Origin of the sequence: Streptomyces sp. NPDC085946 (assembly GCF_044540485.1) — a bacterium.
Lineage (GTDB): Bacteria > Actinomycetota > Actinomycetes > Streptomycetales > Streptomycetaceae > Streptomyces.
In genome coordinates, this window is the sequence record NZ_JBITSF010000046.1 from 1 (window position 1) to 20,952 (window position 20,952).

A 20,952-nucleotide genomic window follows, 5' to 3' on the forward strand; every position below is an offset into this window, starting at 1 on the left:
TCAGCGTCTCCGACGGCACCCCTCGGACCCGGTGACACCACCCCCCAGGTCATCCCATCGACAGGGGGCAACAGCCATGCCGGGCCCGGAGGCCAACGGCCCTCTTGCAGGACCGCGAAAAAGATAACGGGAGCAGATCCGGTCGAACTCGGCGGGGGCCATCCACGCGGGACCATCCCCGCAGGCGCGGGGAGCAGGTCATCGAAAACGGCCGCGTCCGGCACCCCGTGGAACCATCCCCGCAGGCGCGGGTGAGCAGATGCTGAAGACCCCGACCATCTGGTCTGGCCCGGGACCATCCCCGCAGGCGCGGGGAGCAGGGCACGTCCACGTCCCGCGTCGAGCCGTCGTTCGGACCATCCCCGCACGCGCGGGGAGCAGAGTAGGGCGACTAGGGTTTCCAGCCGCCGGCCGGAACCATCCCCGCGGGTACGAGGAGCAGATGTCGGCGACCTTCTGGGCGCCGGCGCCGTAGGGGCCATCCCCGCGGACGCGGGGAGCAGGAACCCCCGCCGTCTCCTTCGGCGAGGGCTCGGGGACCATCCCCGCGGGTGCGGGGAGCAGATCAAGCTCTCCGGGAAGGAGATGAAGGACGCGGGACTATCCCCGCGGGTGCGGGGAGCAGCCGACGCTGAAGTGTGACTTCAGGCTGGTGCTGGGGCCATCCCCGCGGACGCGGGGAGTAGGACGCCGGCCTGCAGTGCGGCCTCACGGAGGCGGGACCATCCCCGCGGGCGCGGGAAGCAGGTCGTCCAGTCGGATGCGGTCGGTCATGCGGCGGGACCATCCCTGCGGACGCGGGGAGCAGGCCACGAACGGCGGCGAGGCCTCGTTCACCGAGGGATCATCCCCGCACGCGCGGGGAGCAGGCGGTGTCGTCCAGGTACCGGACCTTGATCGGGGCATCATCCCCGCACGCGCGGGGAGCAGAACCTCGACACCCGCCAGGCGCCCGACCACCTGGGATCATCCCCGCACGCACGGGGAGCAGTCAGGCAGAGGCCGGGAGGTTCTCGCTGTTGAGGGATCATCCCCGCACGCGCGGGGAGCAGGCACCCCAGCCTTGGCCTTGGACTTCCGGAAGGGGACCATCCCCGCACGCGTGGGGAGCAGGCGGTGTCGTCCAGGTACCGGACCTTGACCGGGGGACCATCCCCGCACGCGCGGGAAGCAGCCGTCCGTGGCATCGGGTAACAACGTGCCGTTGGGACCATCCCCGCACGCGCGGGGAGCAGTCGGGCAACGCCCTCGTCACCGCGGCGGAGAAGGGGCCATCCCCGCGGGCGCGGGGAGCAGCCGGTCGGCATGTACTGCCGAAGGTGCGAGTCGGGACCATCCCCGCACGCGCGGGGAGCAGCATCCGAGCTAAGGCCCGAACTCTGGGATCCGGGGACCATCCCCGCACGCGCGGGGAGCAGCGGGGCCAGCTCCGCCTCGGCGGCGGCCCGGAGGGACCATCCCCGCACGCGCGGGGAGCAGCTCCACGCCGGCCAGTACGACCGCGAGATGACGGGACCATCCCCGCACGCGCGGGGAGCAGGTCCCCGACGACGACGACCCGATGCGGAAGGGACCATCCCCGCACGCGCGGGGAGCAGGGTCGGGACGCGACCGCGGAGCAGCTCGCCCCGGGACCATCCCCGCACGCGCGGGGAGCAGTAGCCCTGGAGGTAGGCGGTGGAGAGCAGCTGGGGACCATCCCCGCACGCGCGGGGAGCAGATCCAGCGCAACGAGACCGACCCGGAGACGGAGGGACCATCCCCGCACGCGCGGGGAGCAGTGGACCAGGATGTCCCCCGTCGCGGTGGACCGGGGACCATCCCCGCACGCGCGGGGAGCAGGTGGACGAACGCGGGCCGGGAGCCTGCGAGGGGGGACCATCCCCGCACGCGCGGGGAGCAGGTGGCTGATCGACTACAAGTCGTCGGCGACTCGGGACCATCCCCGCACGCGCGGGGAGCAGCTGAAGGAGCGGGACGCGGCCCTGTACGAGGAGGGACCATCCCCGCACGCGCGGGGAGCAGGGGTTCGCTGCGTACGCCATGGCGCGCGAGGAGGGACCATCCCCGCACGCGCGGGGAGCAGCCGATCGCCTTCAGACTGTGGGTGTCGTATCCAGGACCATCCCCGCGGGTGCGGGGAGCAGTCGGTCGCGCTCGACCCCAGCAAGGCGGCCGAGGGACCATCCTCGCGGGTTCGGGGAGCAGGCGGGCGGGTTCGTCGGTGCGGCCGCCGGCTCGGGACCATCCCCGCGGACGCGGGGAGCAGCCCGGTTGGCGCACGCGTGCTTCCTTGCCGGTCGGACCATCCCCGCGGGCGCGGGGAGCAGGGCGTGGCGTACTGGCCGAGCAGCGCCACCGCGGGACCATCCCCGCAGGCGCGGGGAGCAGATGAGCCGAGACGCCCAGCTGTCCTACGGGCCGGGACCATCCCCGCAGGCGCGGGGAGCAGTCCGTGACGCTCGTTGCGACGGATGCGGCAGGGGGACCAACCCCGCAGGCGCGGGGAGCAGGTCAGCAGGCCGAGCACCGCGAGGACGACGGCGGGACCATCCCCGCAGGCGCGGGGAGCAGACTGCATCACCTGGGAGTTTCCCGTGGGGGCGGCGCGTTTTCCAGTATTTTCACTGACGCCAGCATTCTACTCAACCTTCACATTCTTCAAGAATGGGCGATTCCAGGGTCGTGCACTACCTACGCCCAGTCCCGACGAAAAATCCCAAGGGCAGTCCAGAAGGTGCTGGTCGGCAAGCCCTCGCGAGCGTGGGGGTGCAGGTTCCGGAAGGTGCGGGGCGGGGCGGCCCACAGGCACCATCCTCGCGGGTGTGGGGAGCAGAGGGTCCCGCCGTCGTACACCAGGCCGCCGCCGGGGCCATCCCCGCACGCGCGGGGAGCAGCCGACCGTCAGCTGCACCTCGCCGCCGCCGGGGCCATCCCCGCACGCGCGGGGAGCAGGAGTCAGGTGGCGGATGCGCGGGTCGTTGGTGGGGACTATCCCCGCAGGCGCGGGGAGCAGGGGCGGCGGAGGCGCGGGCGGAGAGCCGGGCCGGGGCCATCCCCGCAGGCGCGGGGAGCAGCAAGGCACTCAACCAGGGAGAACCCGATGACTGGGGCCATCCCCGCAGGCGCGGGGAGCAGATCGGTTCGTCGGGCGATGTGCCGGACGGCTCGGGGCCATCCCCGCAGGCGCGGGGAGCAGAACCGCCGGTTCGTCACCGAGGTCAAGCCCGGGGGGCCATCCCCGCAGGCGCGGGGAGCAGGACCTCGTGCTGTCGCACGAGGCCGAGGTCGTGGGGCCATCCCCGCAGGCGCGGGGAGCAGGGCCTTGAGGCCGGCGGGCCTGCCCAGCTTCCGGGGCCATCCCCGCAGGCGCGGGGAGCAGCAGGACGGGCCCGGTCTGGAGCAGGGCGCACAGGGCCATCCCCGCAGGCGCGGGGAGCAGCGAACGGCCCTCAGACGGCCGCTCAAGGCTGCGGGGCCATCCCCGCAGGCGCGGGGAGCAGACCTCAATGGGCGCCTTCACCATGCCCTTGTCGGGGCCATCCCCGCAGGCGCGGGGAGCAGAGGAGGCCGGGTTCCTGGCGATGCCGGGGATGGGGGCCATCCCCGCAGGCGCGGGGAGCAGACATCCGCGCCGAGGAGTACGGAGAGAACCCTGGGGCCATCCCCGCAGGCGCGGGGAGCAGCCTGCTTCACCTGCGAGTTTCCCGCGAGGACAGCACGTTTTCCAGCACTTTCACTGACTCCGGCATTCTGCTCAATACTCGGATTCTTGGGAAATTGGTGATGGCAGGACCATGTACCCCCTGCCTACGCCCGGTCCGATTCAAGACAACCCAGGGCAGCTTAGAAGGCGCGGGGCAGCAAGCCCCGCGGGTGCGGGGAGCAACCGATCGGCGTCTCCACCTCCATCGGCCTGTCGGGGCCATCCCCACCGGCGCGGAGGGGCGCTCGATCGGCCGACCGAGGTCGTCGCGAGTGGGACCATCCCCGCGGGTGCGGGGAGCAGCGGACCCAGTCCCCGAGCGCGCCCGGGTCGGTGAGAGCATCCCCGCGGGCGGCGACCGGGACCCGCTCGCCCCGCAGACGAGCGAGGACCACACGCCGTCCTCCCGCACGCCCGCGCCCTGCTCCTGACCGCGGCGCTCCCACCCGGCCGCCCGTGCCCGGCGCCGGCGATGTGGACCGCCCGGACACCGGCCGGCCCTTTCGCCCGGGGGAGACGGCGCCCAGGTGGCGCCGCTGTCGACGGGCGGCACGTCACCGGCGGGAGCAGGCGCCGAGCACGCGGAGCCCTCGCTCACGGCCTGCGACGGTCCCGCTGCACTCGCGGGCACTGCCCAGCAATCCGTGGTGGCCCCAGTCGGCCTGTGCATTCGCGGATACGCGGGGTGAGGGCCGGGCTCTTCCGCCTGGTGAATGCCGAGCCGTCCCTGCGGGCGAGTTCCGGCCGCACGGTCAGTCGCGTGCGGGCAGCCCCAGTTGCTCGGCACGGGTTGCCAGGAGGGCATCCAAGCTGGCATACAGGCCCGGCCAGTTGGCGCGCGGTGTCACTGCGTGGCCGGGCAGGATGTCGAAGGCCAGCGCCAGCCGGATCGCGAGGTGGTACTCGCCCACCGTGGCGAGCCAGCCCGCACACCAGCGGTAGGCGTGGGCCGTGCCCGGCTGGTCGAGGTGGCAGGCGACCACGGGAGCGCCGACCGGCGCCTCCGCTCCCGGCCTCCCGTCGGCCCGCCGCAGCATGTCCATGTCCTGCTCCGAGAACGCGGTGAGGTCGGCGTCCGTACGCCACGGACACCGCGTGCACGGCCAGTCGCGGTACTCGTGCTCGGCGCCCGGCGTCAGATGCCACACCGCAGTCCCGCTGCCCTCCCGGGCCGCGCTGGCCTTACAGGTCTCCTCCACCGATCCCTCCGCCCTGCTCGCTCGGCGCTCGATTATCCCAACGACCGGTGCGGCCGGACTCGGCATGTGACCGGGCGCGCGCCGACCAGCTTGGCATACAGCGGCCACGCCGAACCGCGTCCCCGGAGCGCCCGTGTCGCACGGATCCCGGGGGCCGGCCGGCCCCCGAGGGCGCCACGCTCGGTGTCATGCTCCCCGAGAACACGCTCTGAAGTGGGGAAACGCGTACTTCTGGCCTTCCGGGTGCCGGACGTGACAACGTAACGCCCTGCGCCCCGAGACGTTCGGCCTGCTGCCGGCCTGCCCGGGGCGGCCCCGGCCCTCGCGCCGGCGCCGGGCCGGCGGTTCAGTGCGAGCAACGCCCCTTCGAGCCCGTCCGCCACCCGGTCCCAGGTTGGCCTTCCGTCGCCCTTCCGCTGGGCCGGGCTGCCTGGTTCTGGCCCGTGGGCCGGCCCGCCGGCTCTACGGTGCACCGGTGAGCGACGAGACGATGCGGCCGGCGGGGACGAACTGCCGGCGGTCGACGAGGTCCTGGCCGCGGCGCTGACCGCGCAGGGCGAGGCGGGGTTGCGTGCGCTGGGCCTTCTGCAGGACGCGCGCCGGATTCTGACCGGCGGTTTTCTCCGGCGGCCGGCCGAGGTCGCGGAGTCGTGTCTGCGCGGCGCGGCCGATGCGCTGCTGAGTCTGCCAAGCCCTCGGAAACGGTGGGTCTGAAGGACGCGGCCGCCGCCCTGCTCGACGCGATCGACGCCCGCCCCGGCCCCGGCCCGTCCGGGGTTCCGGCCGCGACGCCGGACGACGAGTCCGCCGCCCCTTACCGCCCGGTGCCGGCGGGGGAGAGCGGTGCTGGCGGCCGAACCCCGGCCGCCGGGTCCCCGCAACCCGCGGCTGTGCCGCAGCCCTCCGCCGGCGGTGCGGGCATGAACGGCGCCAGCGCTGAGGAACAACTCCGGCTGCGTCAGGCGGCCGACGTCCTGCGCGGACAGCTGAAGCGGCCGGGCGGCTACCACCGGGCCCGGGCCGCGGGGATCGCCGAGCGCCTGATGGGAGTCAAGCTCGGCGCCATCGAGGAGGAGGCCCTGGGTGTGTGGCCCGAGCTGTACGGCAAGACGTCGGGCACCCTGCACGGCGGCGTTGCCGACCCGGCCCGCGCCGCCGCCCTCTACCGCAAGCTCCTGGCCGCGGCCCAGGAGTTGCTGATGCTGCTGCCTGGCCGCGCGGGTCCTTGAGCTGGCCGCCCTGAGGGAGCCGGGCGAGGCGGAGGCGCGGGAGCTGGCCGGCTGGGCGGACCCGCGCACCACCGCGTTCTTCTTCCGCTCCGGCCCGGCCGCCACCCGGCTCCCGCTCCTTCACGAGCACGCCCCGCACCTGCTCGCGGCCGACGAAAGGGCCGGCATCTGGCCGGCCGGCCCGTTCCTCGAGCACCTCGCCACCGCATCTCCCGCCACCGCCCGGCCGTGGCTGGCCGACCACGCCGTCCAGCTCGCCGCCGGCCCGTTGGTGCTGGGCGCGCTGCTGCGCCTGGCCGATGCCGGCGTCCTCACCCCGGCCGATATCCGGCGGCTGCTCCCGCACGTCACCATCCGGCCCCCTGCCGGGATACCTGCCGAGGAGGCGAGCCTGGAGCGCCGGCTCGTGGCCGGCTGGGCGGGCACCCTCCCGGTGCCCGCGCGCGACGGGGACTGGCTCCTGGTCGTCGAGGCGCTGCTGAAGGACACCGTCGACCTCGGGCACGCCGGCTTCCTGGCCTACCACGCCGCCCACCAGCGCGCACGCTGGCCGCGAGCCGCTCCCCGAGCTGACCGAGGTCCTCCGCCGGGAGTGGGCCGCCCACCTGCCCGACCACGACGTCATCGGCCTGCTGCGGGATCTGGTGCTGACCGTCCACCCCGCCAGCGGCGGGCCGTTCCGCTGGGCCCGCCCGGCCCGCAACGCGCTGGCGGGCCTGCTGCGCCGCGACATCGAGGCGTCCGCCCGGCAGTTCTGGCACGCGTTCGTCGACCTGGACGAGGTCCGCGTCCTGGACGAGAGGGTCTTTCTGGGCCCGGTCCTCGACATGGGCCCGCTCCTGGCCCGCGCGGTCCTCGATCTCGCCACGGCGGACGCCGCGGCCGGCATCCCGTTCGCCGAGCGGACGCGGGCCTGGCCGCGGATCAGCATCTGCACGACCGGGTGCTCGCCGGCCACCTCGCCGCCCGCACACCCGCCGCCGACACCGACGCCGCGGACGCGGGGGAGTGGTGGGACCAGGCAGTCGAGGCCACCGTGCGGCTGCTGGCTGGCCGGCCGACCCCGGAAGGCGCCCGGCTGGCCGCCCGCGTGCTGGACGCCTGCCCGCCCGAGCGGGCCGCCGGCCTGCATCAGCGGGCCCGCGCGGCACTCGGCCCGGCTCCCGCCGTCGAGGAGATCGACCAGGTTCTGCCGGCCGTCGGCTTGGAGGAGGCTGGCCGCCGGACGAGCCGCTCGCCTCCTGGGTGCGGGTGTGGGCGTGGTCGCCAGTCCTGCCTGCCCCGCTGCTGGCCGCGCTGCGCCGGCGCAGGCCAGCCGGCCCGCCCGACCCGCGGACCGCCGCCCGCCCGCGATCGCGCCATCACACCAACGTCGCCCTGGAAGACCTGCGGGAGCTGACCGCCGCAGCCGGCCCGCTCGCGGCCGCCGCCGCCCTCGCCGCCGCCCCGGACGCAGGCGCGGGCGGCTACACGACCGTGCTGCAGCGCCTCATAGCGGCCGACCCTGCCGCCTGGACCACCGACGTCCCCGCCGTGCTCGACACCCTAGCCCGGCCGGAACTCGCCGCGTTCTACCTCGCCGCCGCGAGCGCTGCGCGCCACCCCGACGCCTTCCCCGCCGGCCCGACCGAGACAGCCCTCGCCGCGCTCACCCTCAGCCGCCCCCTGCCCGCCCCCGCCGACCCACACATCCCCGATGCGGCGGAGTTCGCCGGCCGGGCATGGCCGGCTCTGCTGTGCTTCGTGTGGCGCACCGGTACCGGCCTCGGCGGTGCCCTGCCAGCCGTCCTCGACCACCTGCACGCCCTCGCCGAGCCCCTCACCCGCCCCGCCCCCGCCGCCGACCGCAGACGCCCCGGCAACGCCCGCTCCCCGCGCTGCCGGCCCGGCCGGCGACAAGGAGGAGTTGCCCGCAGGCCTGCTGGACACCCACCCGGCGGTGCGCGCGCTGGACTGCCTCCTCGACTACGCCGCCGGCCACGCCACCAAGGACGGCGCGATGCCCGACGACGTCCTCCGCCTGGTCGCCGACATCCTGACCGCTCGAGGCAGCGACGAGGCGGTCGCCGCCGTGATCGGCGCGCACCTGCCGCTCCTGCACCGCCGCGCCACCGCCTTCACCGCCGCTCACCCCGAGCTGTACGCCCTCGACCCCCAACGCCCCTCCCCGGCCGCCGCATGGCTGCACTGGGGCGGCCCCGATCCGCTGCTGCTCGCCGCCCTGGACCGCAGCCAACTCCTGGCCCCCGTGCGCGTGAACGCGTACGGCGCGGCTGGCCGCGTCGCGTTCGCACTCCTGCTGGACGGCCAGCATGACCTGCTCGGCGACCCCGTGGACGTCTGGCGTGAGCTGGCCGTCGGCCCGGACGGAACCGACGGCGTCTCCCACCTGCTCGCGCCCCTCGTCGTTTCCTCACGGGGCCGCCCTCGCACGGGCGACGCCGCACAGAACCCGGCAGCGGGCGTCCCCGAGGACGTCGCGCGCACGGTGGACGGCAGCGCTTCAAGCTGACCTGCCGCCCGGCACGCTCGCCGCCGCCGGCTACTTCATCTTCTCCGCCCTCCCGGACGAGGCGTGGCTTCCCCTGGCCCGGCGCAGCGCCGAACACACCCCCGCGCAGGACCAGGCCGACAAGGTCGCCGAACGCGCCGCCGCCCACCCGCGCAGCCCCGATGCCCTGCTCCTGGCCGCACACCTGCTCACCCGACCCGTCCCCAGCCCCCTGTACGACGCCGACATCCGCCGCCACGCCCGGGCCCTGCTCCACACCGCCGCCGCACTGCCCGAGACCGAGCGCCCCGCTGAGACGGAGCAACTGCGCCAGGTCCTGGTCGAAGCAGGCGAGGTGGACCTCGCCCAGACGACCGCGGCGGCTGGCCGACCGGGCCCGGGCACCACCGGGTCGGAGTCGGGAATGATCGGAGGGTGACCGACGACCTGCACGCCGGCCCGGCCCTCGAACCGGCACCGCGTCCCCACGGCCCAGACGAGCTATGCGCCCTGTCGGCTTCGCACTGGCTCAGCGTGGACGACCACATGTTCACCGCCCCCGGAGTGTCGGCGACCTTCCGGCTGCAGCTGTTCTGTTCACCGCGGAGGGCGCACCCCCGGTTGCGGTGGTGCCCCAGATCGCTGGCGCGGAGGGCATGAGCCTGATGAACGGGGCAGGGAGGTTCGCGGGCGCGGTGTGGGAACGGCACTGCCCCGACCAGGACCAGCCACCGGTGTGGATGGGGCGACAGCTCTGGCGCAGGAGTCCGTAGGAGACCCGCTTTCGGCGCATGGTGTCCGTCGGCGCCGACCGCTACCGGCCACAGAGCCCGCCCTGGCCGGTGATCACCCACGAGCAACTGCAGGACCTGGCCGGCGCGACCGTCGCCACGGACTGCGGCACCGGCTATCTGCCGCGCGCTGTCGAAGTCGTCCTGCACCGCGTCGATGAGAGGTAGCCCCGGCGCCGCCCGACGGCGGCGAGATTGGTGCCGCCCGGGACCTTGCCTGAGTGACACCAGCTGGCCCGCGGCACGCCTCGGCACGGGCCGGTGACGGGGACGCGCACGGCCGACGTCGTGCGCTCTGCCGCGGCCGGCACGCCCGGCCGTAGCGTTATGACGAGGCGCGTGGCTGCCCGTCGGCGTTCAGGGGAAGGGACTGGGTATGGAGCGACGCAGTGTGCTGGCGGCGGGAGTTGCACTGGGGGCCAGCATCTTCGCCGACCCGGTGGGCGCGTGGGCGGCCCCGACGCCGCAGTTGTCTGCCAGCGACGTCGCCGCGTGCCACGAACTGGGACCATCCCCGCACGCGCGGGGAGCAGCACGGGGAGGGCCGGCGCGCGATCCGCGCAGCGGGACCATCCCCGCGGGTGCGGGGGAGCAGACGTCGGCGACGCCCATGGCGTAGAAGGGGTCGAGACCATCCCCGCGGGTGCGGGGAGTAGCCCATCCATTTGAACGGCTCGCTGCCGCCGCCGGGACCATCCCCGCGGGTGCGGGGAGCAGGATGGTTCCGTCAACGTCCAGGGCCTGGCGCAGGGACCATCCCCGCGGGTGCGGGGAGCAGACGGGCAGCACCGGGAACCGGGTACGGCTGCGGGGACCATCCCCGCGGGTGCGGGGAGCAGGACGGGACGGAAGACCCGTCCGGCGAGCCGGCGGGACCATCCCCGCGGGTGCGGGGAGCAGGCCATCGGCACGAAGCCGAAGGACGACACCATGGGACCATCCCCGCGGGCGCGGGGAGCAGAACGCACACCAGCACTTCAGGTCGTTGAAGACGGGACCATCCCCGCGGGTGCGGGGAGCAGGACCTGCGGTCAAGCGACGCTGCGTTCGGCGCGGGACCATCCCCGCGGGTGCGGGGAGCAGCAGCCGGACGCGTCCTGCTCGATGTCGCTGACGGGACCATCCCCGCGGGCGCGGGGAGCAGCTGACGTCGGCGCTGCTGTTGGTGCTGATGACGGGACCATCCCCGCGGGTGCGGGGAGCAGTTCTACAAGGACGGATCCGACCCCAGCACCGGGGGACCATCCCCGCGGGTGCGGGGAGCAGCATGCCCGGTCCAACGACCGAGGGGGCCTCGGGGGACCAACCCCGCGGGTACGGGGAGCAGATGAACAAGACCATCACGCTCGACCTGTCCAAGGGGTCATCCCCGCGAGTGCGGGGAGCAGAGCCCACCGAGGCGTCCCGCTACCCGGTCGGCGGGACCGTCCCCGCGGGTGCGGGGAGCAGGACACCCCCATGTCGGAGCGCACGTAGGGGACGGGACCATCCCCGCGGGTGCGGGGAGCAGCACGGCCCCCACTCGGGCCGGCAGTCGGGAACGGGACCATCCCCGCAGGTGCGGGGAGCAGGGATCGAACTGGATCGGGTTCTTGTGCATGAGGGGACCATCCCCGCGGGTGCGGGGAGCAGGGGCACTGGGCGGTGAAGCGGGCCATGACGTTGGGACCATCCCCGCTGGTGCGGGGAGCAGACCGGCAGCACCCCGCCGAGCGAGACCGTGTAGGGACCATCCCCGCGGGTGCGGGGAGCAGGGTGTGCACGACATCGGCAAAGCCACCCCGGCGGGACCATCCCTGCGGGCGCGGGGAACGACCGGCGCGAAATGTGAGGACGCCGCGCTCGAAGGGGTCATCCCTGCCGGTGCGGGGAGCAGGCCAGGCCGGTGTGCTGCTGAACGCCGGGGGTGGGACCATCCCCGCGGACGCAGGGAACGGGAGGACAGGCACGCCTTCCTCGACCTTGACGAGGGACTGTCCCCGAACTTACCGGGGCAGTGAAACCATCATAGGGAGAGGATGGTTACATGCGCTCAATTCCGGTGGTGTGGTCGTAGCGGAGCCTGCCCACAGGGCCGCTGAGGCACGTGCTGTCCGGAGCCACGAGGATGACGTGCTTGTTCCTCAGAGCGGGCTGGGGGTACTTGGGCCAGTCAGTGGTTGGGGGAAGGCTGCGTCGGCCGTTGAACCAGCGTGCGGGGATGGCGAGGGTGTTGGCGAGGAAGTCTTTCTGCTGGCGTCGGTAGGCGATCACATCCCGGCCGGGGGAACGCTGGCCCAGGTCGGCTTTCAGTAGGCCCTCGTGGTCGTAGGTGATCGTGCCATCCGACTGCTGGTACAGGATCAGACAGTCGACTGACTCCTCCCCGAGGCGGGACACAGCCGCGATCCCTGTCACACCTCCGCTGTCGCCATCACCCTGGTCGTATCCAGACGCAAGGTCGTACGTGGCCACAGGGGTCCGCCGCCGGCGCGTGTAGGGGCGGAAGATGCGGGCTTCGGCCTGGTGCGCCTCGTCGGCGAGCGTGTCCAGGTAGGCGGCGCGGGTGCGGTCGAGAAGCCCTTGCACCGCCCCCGGGGCCTGGATGGGGTCGCCGTAGACGCTTTCCAAGGCCCACGCGGAGTCACGCGGGGTTTCGAGCCGCACCGTACCGTCACGGTCACGGCGTTGAGTGAGGATGTGCCAGCTGGCCGCCAGGACGTATGGGGCGTAGACGAGGCCGTCGTAGGTGCCGGTCGGTCGTCCGGCGTCGAAGTCAGGGGGTTCCACGATCGGCAGGCCGTCCGGGCCGGGTTGCCAGAGCATGGTGAGGCTTGCCGTCCGGCACCAGGACGGCCGGTGGGGGTTGTTGGCGGTGTGCCGGTGGATGCGGCCGCGGAACTGCAGGGCCACGTCGATGGGGCACAGGTCGGTGACGCCATGATCGAAGTCCAGGTCCAGGGATTGTTCGATCACTCCTGTCGCGAACACCAGGAGCCGCTTGGGGCGGTTGGGGTTGCGCTTTCCTTCGGGGCTGGGTCCGAGGATGTCGGCAAGCCGGGTTTCCAGCAGCAGTCGGTGGCGGGGGAGCAGCATCCCGTGCAGGATGAGGATCTCCTCCGGTTGCCAGCCGCTTGCGCGGGCGAGCTGGAGCGCTTCGCGGTAGCGGGAGCGGCACGGGTCGACCCGTGTGCTGCGGACCACGACGCATCCGCCGTTGCGGGCCCGGTCCAGGAGCTCGGCGACAAGGTTCCTGTCGCCTGAGTCCTTCCTCAGTTGGATGTCGGTCAGCAGCTTCGGCGTTTCGGGATTCTCGGGGAGGGAGCCGCCGCGGCGGAGCCGGCCATGATGGTCGACCACGGTGATCGGCCCTTGGCTCGTGTCGTCGTCGCCGGTTACTCCGAGGCCTCGCCGCCAGGCGGTCGTCAGCTCGTCCCGGATGCTGCGGGGGAGGGTCGCCGACAGTACGACCAGCGATGCGCCGCCTTCTGCCAGCCACTCCACTGCGGCGCTCAGCAGGTTCTGCTGGAAGAGCTCGTAGGCGTGCGCCTCGTCGATGATGACGACCTTGCACATCAGTGCTCCCAGTCGCAGTGCCCAGTGCCGTGAGCCTTGCGGTGCGAGAGCGATCTGGTCGACGGTGCCGACTCCGAACCCGGCTACCAGAGCCAGGCAGCGCCGCAGGTACCACGGGTCCAGCACTGCCAGGCCGCTGCTGTCGGTGCAGGTGGCCGCCTCCACCGCACTGGACAGGTCGGTCAGCGCATCTCCGTGCGCCTGGTGCGCGTCGACCAACTGGTGCACGAGATCTGTAGCCTGTGCCGTGCCGTGCACGAGCGCCATGTCCCGTACTTCACCCGGCGCCAGCACGGCGTGCAGGAACTTCCGCAGCTCCTTGGCGACCTGGTTGCCGGCCGCTCTCGTGGGCAGCGCCATGTACAGGCCGCTGTATCCGCACGTGCGTGCCAGGTGGTGGGCCATCCACAGCGCCAGCCTCGTCTTGCCGGAGCCGGTGTCCGACTCCACGACGATCATGGCTTGTCCCTCGGCCGGGGCGAGCTGCATGCCGTCGGCCTGGAACGTGCGCGGCAGCGGGGTGTCGGGCCACATCTCGGCCCATGTCATGGGCCGTGCCTGCCAGCGGGCGAGCCGCCGGGCCCGAACGGCCTGGTCGGCCTCCTGGAGCGCGGCCTGCCACCAGTTGGTGACCGGCGCGGTGTGGACGCGGAAGCGGAAGAACTCCGTGTCGGAGGCGACCCAGTCCGCCAGGTACACCAGGTACAGGAATGCGACCCGCGCCGACGGCCGTACCGGGTCGACCACTTGCGCCACGGTGCCGAGGTCGAGTCCGACCGCGTCAGCCACTGTCTGCACGATCGCTGCGTGTATGTCCCCCCATTGTGCGGCCGGCGCGGCTCCCCGGGCCCGCTCGACGGTCTCCGGGTTCGGGATGTGCCCGTGATGGCCGCCCAGGAGCACCCCGGCATCGTGCAGCCCTTCATGCCGCTCGCCGGTGCCGCCGCATTCCGGACATGGGCAGCCCAGTAGCCGCGGCAGTACTACGGCGGTGACGTGTTCGTGCCGGGCATAGAAGGCGTGGGCCAAGTCGTCACCGAGAGGCAGACCTGCCGTACGGGCTTGTTCCTCCCACGCCTTCGCCAGCAGTTTCGACTGGAGGTTTCCCCGGCCGTGCTGCCACTGCCCGAGAAAGCAGTCGGAGGCCTTCCCGAGATCGTGGAGGGCTGCCAGCAGCATCACCACCTGTCGGGCGGTCGCCTCGTTCCCTGCACCGAATGCTTCGGTGAGCCGTCGGCGGATGTGCGGGGGAAGGTGCCGGTCCCACAGGACGCCCGCCGTAGCGGCGACGTCCAGGAGGTGAGCGAGCAACGGCGTCCACGCCGGCCCGCCGCGTCGGGCACTGTCACCGCTCTGGTCGGTCTTGCCCCACGCCAATACCACGGCTCGGAGTAACTGTTCAAAACGGCTCACCATCAACTCCCTGCGCTGCTAGCGTCGTTGGCCACCTCACCACATCAGTCAACGATGCCCACGATGAGATACATCCGAAGGAGGTGACGTGGTTCCATACTGGGATCCCCGCACCCAACCTTGCCTTCCGGCACTGACAACGGCCGGTCTGTCCGCCCGCCTCGGCCTCATCGAGGCCTTCGAAAGAGCCGACGACCACCAAGGCGTGGCCGGACGCCACCCCGGTGAGACCCTCGCCATGCTGGAGCTGCTCAAGGCCGTCTCGTACGCGGCCGACGTCTACCCGGAGACCAGCAACGAGTGGCGGACCTGGGTCACCAGCCGCCGGCCGTTCACCGACGTCGCCGACTGGCTCAGGCAGCAGCCCGACGAGCAATGGAACTTCTTCCACCCAGAGCGGCCGCTGTTCCAGAACGCGCTGCTGGCCCCGTTCATGAGCCAACATGGCGTCGGCACCTCGCAGATCGTCATGCACCACGTCGGCGACTACGTGCAGCTCTTCGACCGGCACCACCTCCACCACGGCGAGCCCCTCACCGCGGCCGACGCATTCACGGCCGTCATCACCCAGCACGTCTGCGGCAACGGCGGCCGGGGCATGATCCCCGGCAACCTCCTCGGCGCCGCCCTCAACAACCAGGCCATGTGCCGGGCCGGGCAACGGGTTCACGTCACCGCGCTTGGCCGAACCCTCGGCGACACCCTCCGGCTGAACCTGCACCCCCACGACGGCGACCCCGGCAGCTTCAACTACACCTGGACCGACCGACCGCGCCGCTCCTTCACCGCCAAGCCCGCCGCCCGTCTCCCCGATGGCCCGGCCGACCTGCACAGCATTCTGGGCCGGTCCATCCTCACCCACCCCGCCCGGCTCCCCGACGGCAGCTGGGGCGTCGACCGCGTCCTCATGGGCGCCGGCGACATCGTGGACCTCACCCACACTAGCGCCCTCCAGGACGCCGTGATGGAAAAAGGCACCCCCCTCAAGGCATCCGCCGCGCGAGCCCTATGGCGAGAAGCCCACTCCCTGTACGCGGCCACCACACGCCGGGAAAAGGGCATGGACCTCTACGGGCGTCTCGCCACACTGCCCGAAGGCCACCGCGTCACCCTGTGGACCATCGGCCTGCTCGCCAGGCCCGGCAAGCTCATCGCCTGGGTCAACGACGCCTTCCCTTACATCCCCGGACGCGAGACCGCCCTGCGCCAGGCATCCGAAGAAGGCTGCTCCATCGCCGAGTACGTCGCCACAGCCCTGGACGACGCCGCCTACGCCGCCTGGAGGATCGCCTACCCGAACCCCAAACCGGCCGACAAGCAAAACCAGCTGGCCCGCTTCAAAGCCGCCGGCGAACACTTCGCCGCAACCGAACCCCTCTTCCACGAACTCCTGGACGAGACCGCCGAAGGCACCCCCGTGCCCGAGGCCCTCACCACCTACGCCACAGAGGTCCGCGCGAACGCCGAACGCTTCCTCACCAACCGGCTCCGCTCCCTGCCCCCCAGTAGCCAGGGCCACAAAGCCTCCACCGAAGCCCGCGAAAAGCTCGCAGACATCCTCGACAACCCCCGCAAGGCCCCCACGTACCTGCGAAAGGAGCAGCCCGCATGACCCAGCCTCTCTTCGACATCCCGCAACCCAGCCCTCCACCCGACGCGCAACAGACACCCCCGGCCGCCGGCCCCACAGCCGCACCGCTCCAGTACGTGGCCTGGCTGGGCAGCCTCGTCCACACCCACCAGTACGGCAAGCTTGCCGACCTGCGCCGCCCGGCGACCGCCGACAGCCCCACGCACTACGAAGCCCGCGCTTATGCCCCCACCGAAGAACACCGGGCCCTGTACCGGCAGGTCGGCTTCCTCTTCGCCCGCTACCACGCAGGCAGAACCAAGCCCCACTACGGTTACGGCAGCATGGGCACCGCGATCCGCTTCATCGGCTACGACGGAGCCCGAGGCCCCTCCAATCCCGGCGCTGAACGCCTCATGATGCGCATCCTCCCGGCCCGCCAGATCCCCTGGCGCCACCTCCAGCACGCCATTGAACGCATCCGCGCCGGCGAGACCACACCTCCCTCCTGGGCCCAACTCATCACCGACCTCACCCAGTGGACCGAACGAGGACGCCCCACAGCTCAAGCATGGGGTGACGACTTCTACACCCGCCACCGCACCGCCACCCGCACGAACGGAGCCGCCAAGTGACCACCAGCCAGCCCCAATACCTGTCCCTGCACGCCCTGGAGACCTTCGCCGCAGCCCTCCCCGTCCGCGACGAGAACGGCCAGCCCAAAGCATTCGTCTACGGCGGCGCCGAACGCACCGCCATCTCCGCCCAGGCCCGCCGCCGCGCCGAACGCACCCACTCCCGCCACCGCGCCAACCAGGGCGAAGGCCCCCTTGCCTCCTACAGCAGCGGCAGGCGCACCCGCGAATGGGCCCTGTTCACCCGAGACGCCCTGGTGAAAAACCACAACTGGGATCCCGACCAGGCCATCTACGCCGCCAAAGCCGCACTCGAAGGACTCGGCCTGAAATTCGGCGAAAAAGATTCCACCACCTACCTCACCAAGGTGCTCTTCTACGCACCCGAGGACTCCGGTGACCGAATCGCCGAACACCTCAACACCCACGCCGACGCTTTCAACACATGGCTGACCGAATACACGGCCGCCAAGACAGAAGCCGCAGCGAAGGAAGAAGCCAAGAAAAACGCCAAGAAGAACGCCCGGAAGAAGGCCGCCACTCCCGACGCCGAAGCGCCGGCCGAGCCCACCGCCAAGGACAGCAAGGAAGAGGAGGTCAAGGTACCGCCGCTGCCCAAGGAACTCCGCACCGGCATCCTCACCGCCTTCGCCCCCCGCGACGCCATCGACATCACCATCTTCGGCCGCTTCCTCGCCGAAATCGCCGAGCTGCGCACCGTAGACGGCGCCGCCCAGCACTCCTGGGCTTTCACCATCGCCCCAGCCGAACACATTGACGATTTCTACGCCGCCGCCGATGACGCCAAGCTCGAACGCCGCGAGAACGCTCTCGACTTCCTTGACGCAGCCGACAACGCCGGCGCAGGCATGACCGGCTATCAGTCACTCATCTCCGGCACCTTCTACCGCCATGCCGCCCTCGACCGGTACAAGCTCCGCGTCAACCTTCGAGCCGCCGGCATGACCACCGACGAAGCCGAGACCGCAGCCCAAGCCGCCGAAGCCGAATTCATCCAGGCATTCGTGGACGCTGTCCCCCGCGCCAAGACCAACTCCACCGCATCCACCGGCACCCTCCCCAATCTCGTCCTAGCCCACGAAGGCGCCCGCCCCTACTACTACGCCGCCGCCTTCCAGCGCCACATCGATGAGACCTCCGACGGGCCCGCCGCCCTCGCCGGTGCCAAAAGGCTCCTCGACCACCACCGCCTCGTCACCACCAAGCGCACCGACGCCACCCCCGGCCGTCTCCTCACCTACGACCTCGACATCCAAGAACTCATCGACCAGCTCACTGCCGACGGCACTCTCCCCGCCGCCGAAGTCACGACCCTGGAGCAACTCACCGCATGAACACCACCACTCCCCGCGCAAGCAGGGAAGCGGCCACGCTTCTCATCCGCCTCGCAGCCCCCCTCCAAGCCTGGGGCACCTCCGGCGCATTCGAACGCCGCTCCACCCACATGCGGCCCACCAAATCAGCGGTCATCGGCCTTATCGCCGCCGCCCTCGGCTACGACCGCGAAGACCCCCTCGGCCAACTCACCGAACTCCGCTTCGGCGTCCGCGCCGACCGTCCCGGCACCCCCTACCGCGACTTCCACGTAGCGGGCGGAGGCCCCTACCCCCTGCGCCCCCGCGACCTCGTCACCGACCACCGCCGCGCCGCCAAAGCAACCTCACTGGAAGACGCCACCGGCCCCCACTTCGGCCACCACCTCATCGACGGCTGGTACGGAGCCCCCAAGTACATCGAACCCGACCCCGACTCCGGCCACCTCATCACCGCAGCCAAAGCCGTCCTGCGCAACCCCGCCGTCAGCGAACGCTGGTACCTCGCCGACGCGGCGTTCGTCGCCGCCGTCGAACACCACGACACCACCCTCCTGGACGCCATCTCCCACCACCTCGAACACCCCTGCCGGCTCCTCTGGCTCGGCCGCAAATCCTGCCCACCCACCGGCGACCTCTCCGGCGGCGTCCACCCCGGCACCATCGAACACGTCCTCACCCACGCCCCCCTCCTCCCCGAAGCCACCACCCAACGCCCCTGGGCCTGGATCGACGCGCCCCCCGGCACTCCCCGCGCCGTCCCCACCGACGACCAGCCCGTCACCTTCCACCCCGACCACCGCACCCACGCCACCCGCTGGGAAACCCGCACCCGCATCACGCCGACCTCGAGCATCGAATGGACGCCCACCCCGTGAGCACACCCACGCGCTTCGTCGCCACCCAAAGTGTCCTCACCCTCGACGCCCACCATCCCGACGTCATCCGCGCCATGAACGACGTCCACGACATGCACCGCCTCATCATGAGCGGCCACCGGGGCTGGGTACCCGAAGGCGAAGACGACGCCCGCTCCCAGATGGGCCTACTCTCCGCCTGGACGGTCAACCTGCGCACTCAGACCCTTACCCTCATCACCCAGGCCCGTGTCACCCCCGACTGGACTCCTGTCCCGCGCGCCGCGCTCCTACAAGCCCCCCACCTGATCAAAGTCGACCAGCCCATCAAGGCCGGCGACACCTACACCTTCCGCGCGTTCATCAATCCCATCCGGGCCGTCATGCCCACCGCCGGACCAAAGAAAGGCCAACGCGGCCGACGCACGGCCAGCATGTCCCCCCACCACGCAGCCGAATGGTTCATGCAGCGGCTTCAGCCCGAAGGCGAGCCCTCCATCGGGCCGTCAGGCATCAAGCGGATCGGAGCCGACGCCGACCCCGCCCGCATCACCACTACAATGCTGCCGCCACTCATCTCCACCGCGAAGAAGGGACTGAAGGTCGTCCGAGCCGAAGTCCGGGGACAGCTCACTGTCACCGACCCAGTCACCTTCGTCCACACCCTCACCGAGGGCCTGGGCAAAGCTCGCTCCTACGGAGTTGGCCTCGTCCTCGTACGCAAGTAACATCCCCACCGGCCGGATCCCCTGGTTCCGGCCGGGCATACTCTCCGCGCCTCCAGCGGAGATCGGCCAGATGCACACGAAGACATCGACCGATTCCCCGCGCAGGCAGGGACCATCACCATCACCATGCTCGATCGCATGCGGGGACAGCTCGCCTGCTCCCCGCGCCCGCGGGGATGGTCCCTCGCGGAGGTACAGCCCGTCGAGACACCGCAGCTGCTCCCCGCGCCCGCGAGGATGGTCCCGCGGCCGTCAGTCGGTCGCCGACCCCCTCCGCCTGCTCCCCGCACCCGCGGGGATGGTCCCACGGGAGTGGTCGAGGTGCACTCGACGAAGTACTGCTCCCCGCGCCCGCGGGGATGGTCCCTTGCCGGGGAGATGGAGACGCCCGGTCTGATGCTGCTCCCCGCGCGTGCGGGGATGGTCCCGATCTACGGTGTGCCGCCGGCGGCGATCCACTCTGCTCCCCGCACGTGCGGGGATGGTCCCAACCTGCAGCAGCGCCTCCAGCGGCTGTCGGCCTGCTCCCCGTACCCGCGGGGATGGTCCCGGCCGGAACATCAGCATCACGGGCAACACGGTCTGCTCCCCGCGCCCGCGGGGATGGTCCCGGAGTCCAGCTGGGGCTGTGCCGCCAGCGTGACTGCTCCCCGCACCCGCGGGGATGGTCCCGCGGGCACTTCAGGAGTCGCGGACCGCCCCAACTGCTCCCCGCATCCGCGGGGTTGGTCTCGGTCTCGCCGGCGGCAGCATCATCGACCAGTGCTGCTCCTCGCGCCCGCTCGGGCGGGCTGGCACCGAGGCGGATGGCTTTAGCTGTGGAAGCTGATGTAGCCGTTGCCGTCGCGGTCGTTGTCGCGCTTGGTGTAGGAGTGGACGTCGGCGCGGCTGCCGGAGGGCTTGTAGAGGTAGATGGTGTCCTGGTCGTTGTTCCACAGGAAGTTGCAGTTGTCGCGGTAGACGACGTTGGAGCTGTCGGAGTCGGTGCCGTGGCCGCCGCGCAGCTTCACATAGTCGCCGGGCTGCAGGTAGTGGTTGGCGGTGAAGGTGAACCGGTTGCCGGCGGCGTCCTTGACGATGTAGCCCTTGAGGTTGATCGTCGCCGAGGACGAGTAGTTCTTCACCGTCAGGTACTCCTCGTCGGTGTTGCCCGTCGAGCAGCTGTTGGAGTCCCGGCCCGGTGCGTCGTACTGGACTCCGCGGATCTTCAGTGCCGAGCTGTACTCGGCGGCGTGTGCAGGAACGGCGGACAGGACGGCCAGGGTGCCGGCTGCGGCAGCTGCGGCGGTGACGAGGTGCTTGCGCAAGGGAGTGCTCCGTCGTAGTTGAACGAGTGGTGTTGCCTGTGGATGACAGGTGACGGGAGCCGTTGGTTGCACGGCGAACGATGCTTCACCCGTTCGAGTGGTGCCGGTGCTGTGTCGTCCTATGGTCGTCGGCCCGG

11 protein-coding genes and 3 CRISPR repeat arrays are annotated in these 20,952 nt (G+C 71.8%); of the genes, 8 read left to right on the forward strand and 3 right to left on the reverse strand.

Annotated features, from left to right (window positions below; translation table 11 throughout):
- The first annotated feature begins 171 nt into the window (after window positions 1-171).
- A CRISPR array of direct repeats spans window positions 172-2,568; the repeat unit is 29 nt; unit sequence GGGACCATCCCCGCACGCGCGGGGAGCAG.
- A gap of 239 nt (window positions 2,569-2,807) precedes the next feature.
- A CRISPR array of direct repeats spans window positions 2,808-3,686; the repeat unit is 29 nt; unit sequence GGGGCCATCCCCGCAGGCGCGGGGAGCAG.
- Between the two features lie 772 nt (window positions 3,687-4,458).
- Complete coding sequence (locus ACIF8T_RS39120) at window positions 4,459-4,905, reverse strand: DUF6283 family protein (RefSeq protein WP_400042083.1); 447 nt, start codon at window positions 4,903-4,905, stop codon at window positions 4,459-4,461.
- A gap of 920 nt (window positions 4,906-5,825) precedes the next feature.
- Here ACIF8T_RS39120 and ACIF8T_RS39125 point away from each other — a divergent pair.
- From ACIF8T_RS39125 to ACIF8T_RS39135, 3 genes are all read left to right on the forward strand, one after another.
- Entirely contained in the window at window positions 5,826-6,134 is a 309-nt protein-coding gene (locus ACIF8T_RS39125; RefSeq protein WP_400042085.1) for a hypothetical protein, read from the forward strand.
- Between the two features lie 1,906 nt (window positions 6,135-8,040).
- Window positions 8,041-8,646, forward strand: a complete 606-nt coding sequence (locus ACIF8T_RS39130; RefSeq protein WP_400042087.1) for a hypothetical protein — start codon at window positions 8,041-8,043, stop codon at window positions 8,644-8,646.
- A gap of 770 nt (window positions 8,647-9,416) precedes the next feature.
- The gene (locus tag ACIF8T_RS39135; protein WP_400042089.1) at window positions 9,417-9,584 is read left to right on the forward strand and encodes a hypothetical protein; all 168 of its coding nucleotides are present in this window, start codon (window positions 9,417-9,419) and stop codon (window positions 9,582-9,584) included.
- Window positions 9,585-9,920: 336 nt separating this feature from the next.
- A CRISPR array of direct repeats spans window positions 9,921-11,292; the repeat unit is 29 nt; unit sequence GGGACCATCCCCGCGGGTGCGGGGAGCAG.
- Between the two features lie 146 nt (window positions 11,293-11,438).
- Here the strand turns inward: ACIF8T_RS39135 and cas3 are convergent.
- On the reverse strand, window positions 11,439-14,387 hold the full coding sequence (cas3, locus tag ACIF8T_RS39140; protein ID WP_400042090.1) for a CRISPR-associated helicase Cas3': 2,949 nt from the start codon (window positions 14,385-14,387) through the stop codon (window positions 11,439-11,441).
- A gap of 85 nt (window positions 14,388-14,472) precedes the next feature.
- Between cas3 and ACIF8T_RS39145 the strand changes: the two genes are divergently transcribed.
- The 5 genes from ACIF8T_RS39145 to ACIF8T_RS39165 are packed head-to-tail and all read left to right on the forward strand — an operon-like array spanning window position 14,473 to window position 19,508.
- Entirely contained in the window at window positions 14,473-15,996 is a 1,524-nt protein-coding gene (locus ACIF8T_RS39145) for a type I-E CRISPR-associated protein Cse1/CasA (protein WP_400042091.1), read from the forward strand.
- On the forward strand, window positions 15,993-16,589 hold the full coding sequence (gene casB, locus ACIF8T_RS39150; protein ID WP_400042093.1) for a type I-E CRISPR-associated protein Cse2/CasB: 597 nt from the start codon (window positions 15,993-15,995) through the stop codon (window positions 16,587-16,589). The genes ACIF8T_RS39145 and casB overlap by 4 nt, the downstream gene beginning before the upstream one ends.
- A complete protein-coding gene (locus ACIF8T_RS39155) occupies window positions 16,586-17,944 on the forward strand; it encodes a type I-E CRISPR-associated protein Cas7/Cse4/CasC (protein ID WP_400042095.1) in 1,359 nt (452 codons plus the stop codon). The genes casB and ACIF8T_RS39155 overlap by 4 nt, the downstream gene beginning before the upstream one ends.
- On the forward strand, window positions 17,941-18,801 hold the full coding sequence (gene cas5e / locus ACIF8T_RS39160; protein ID WP_400042097.1) for a type I-E CRISPR-associated protein Cas5/CasD: 861 nt from the start codon (window positions 17,941-17,943) through the stop codon (window positions 18,799-18,801). The genes ACIF8T_RS39155 and cas5e overlap by 4 nt, the downstream gene beginning before the upstream one ends.
- A complete protein-coding gene (locus ACIF8T_RS39165; RefSeq protein WP_400042099.1) occupies window positions 18,798-19,508 on the forward strand; it encodes a type I-E CRISPR-associated protein Cas6/Cse3/CasE in 711 nt (236 codons plus the stop codon). The genes cas5e and ACIF8T_RS39165 overlap by 4 nt, the downstream gene beginning before the upstream one ends.
- Window positions 19,509-20,320: 812 nt before the next feature.
- Here ACIF8T_RS39165 and ACIF8T_RS39170 read toward each other — a convergent pair.
- Window positions 20,321-20,815 (reverse strand): lamin tail domain-containing protein, encoded by a 495-nt coding sequence (locus tag ACIF8T_RS39170; protein WP_400042101.1) that lies wholly within the window; start codon window positions 20,813-20,815, stop codon window positions 20,321-20,323.
- Between the last annotated feature and the right edge of the window lie 137 nt (window positions 20,816-20,952).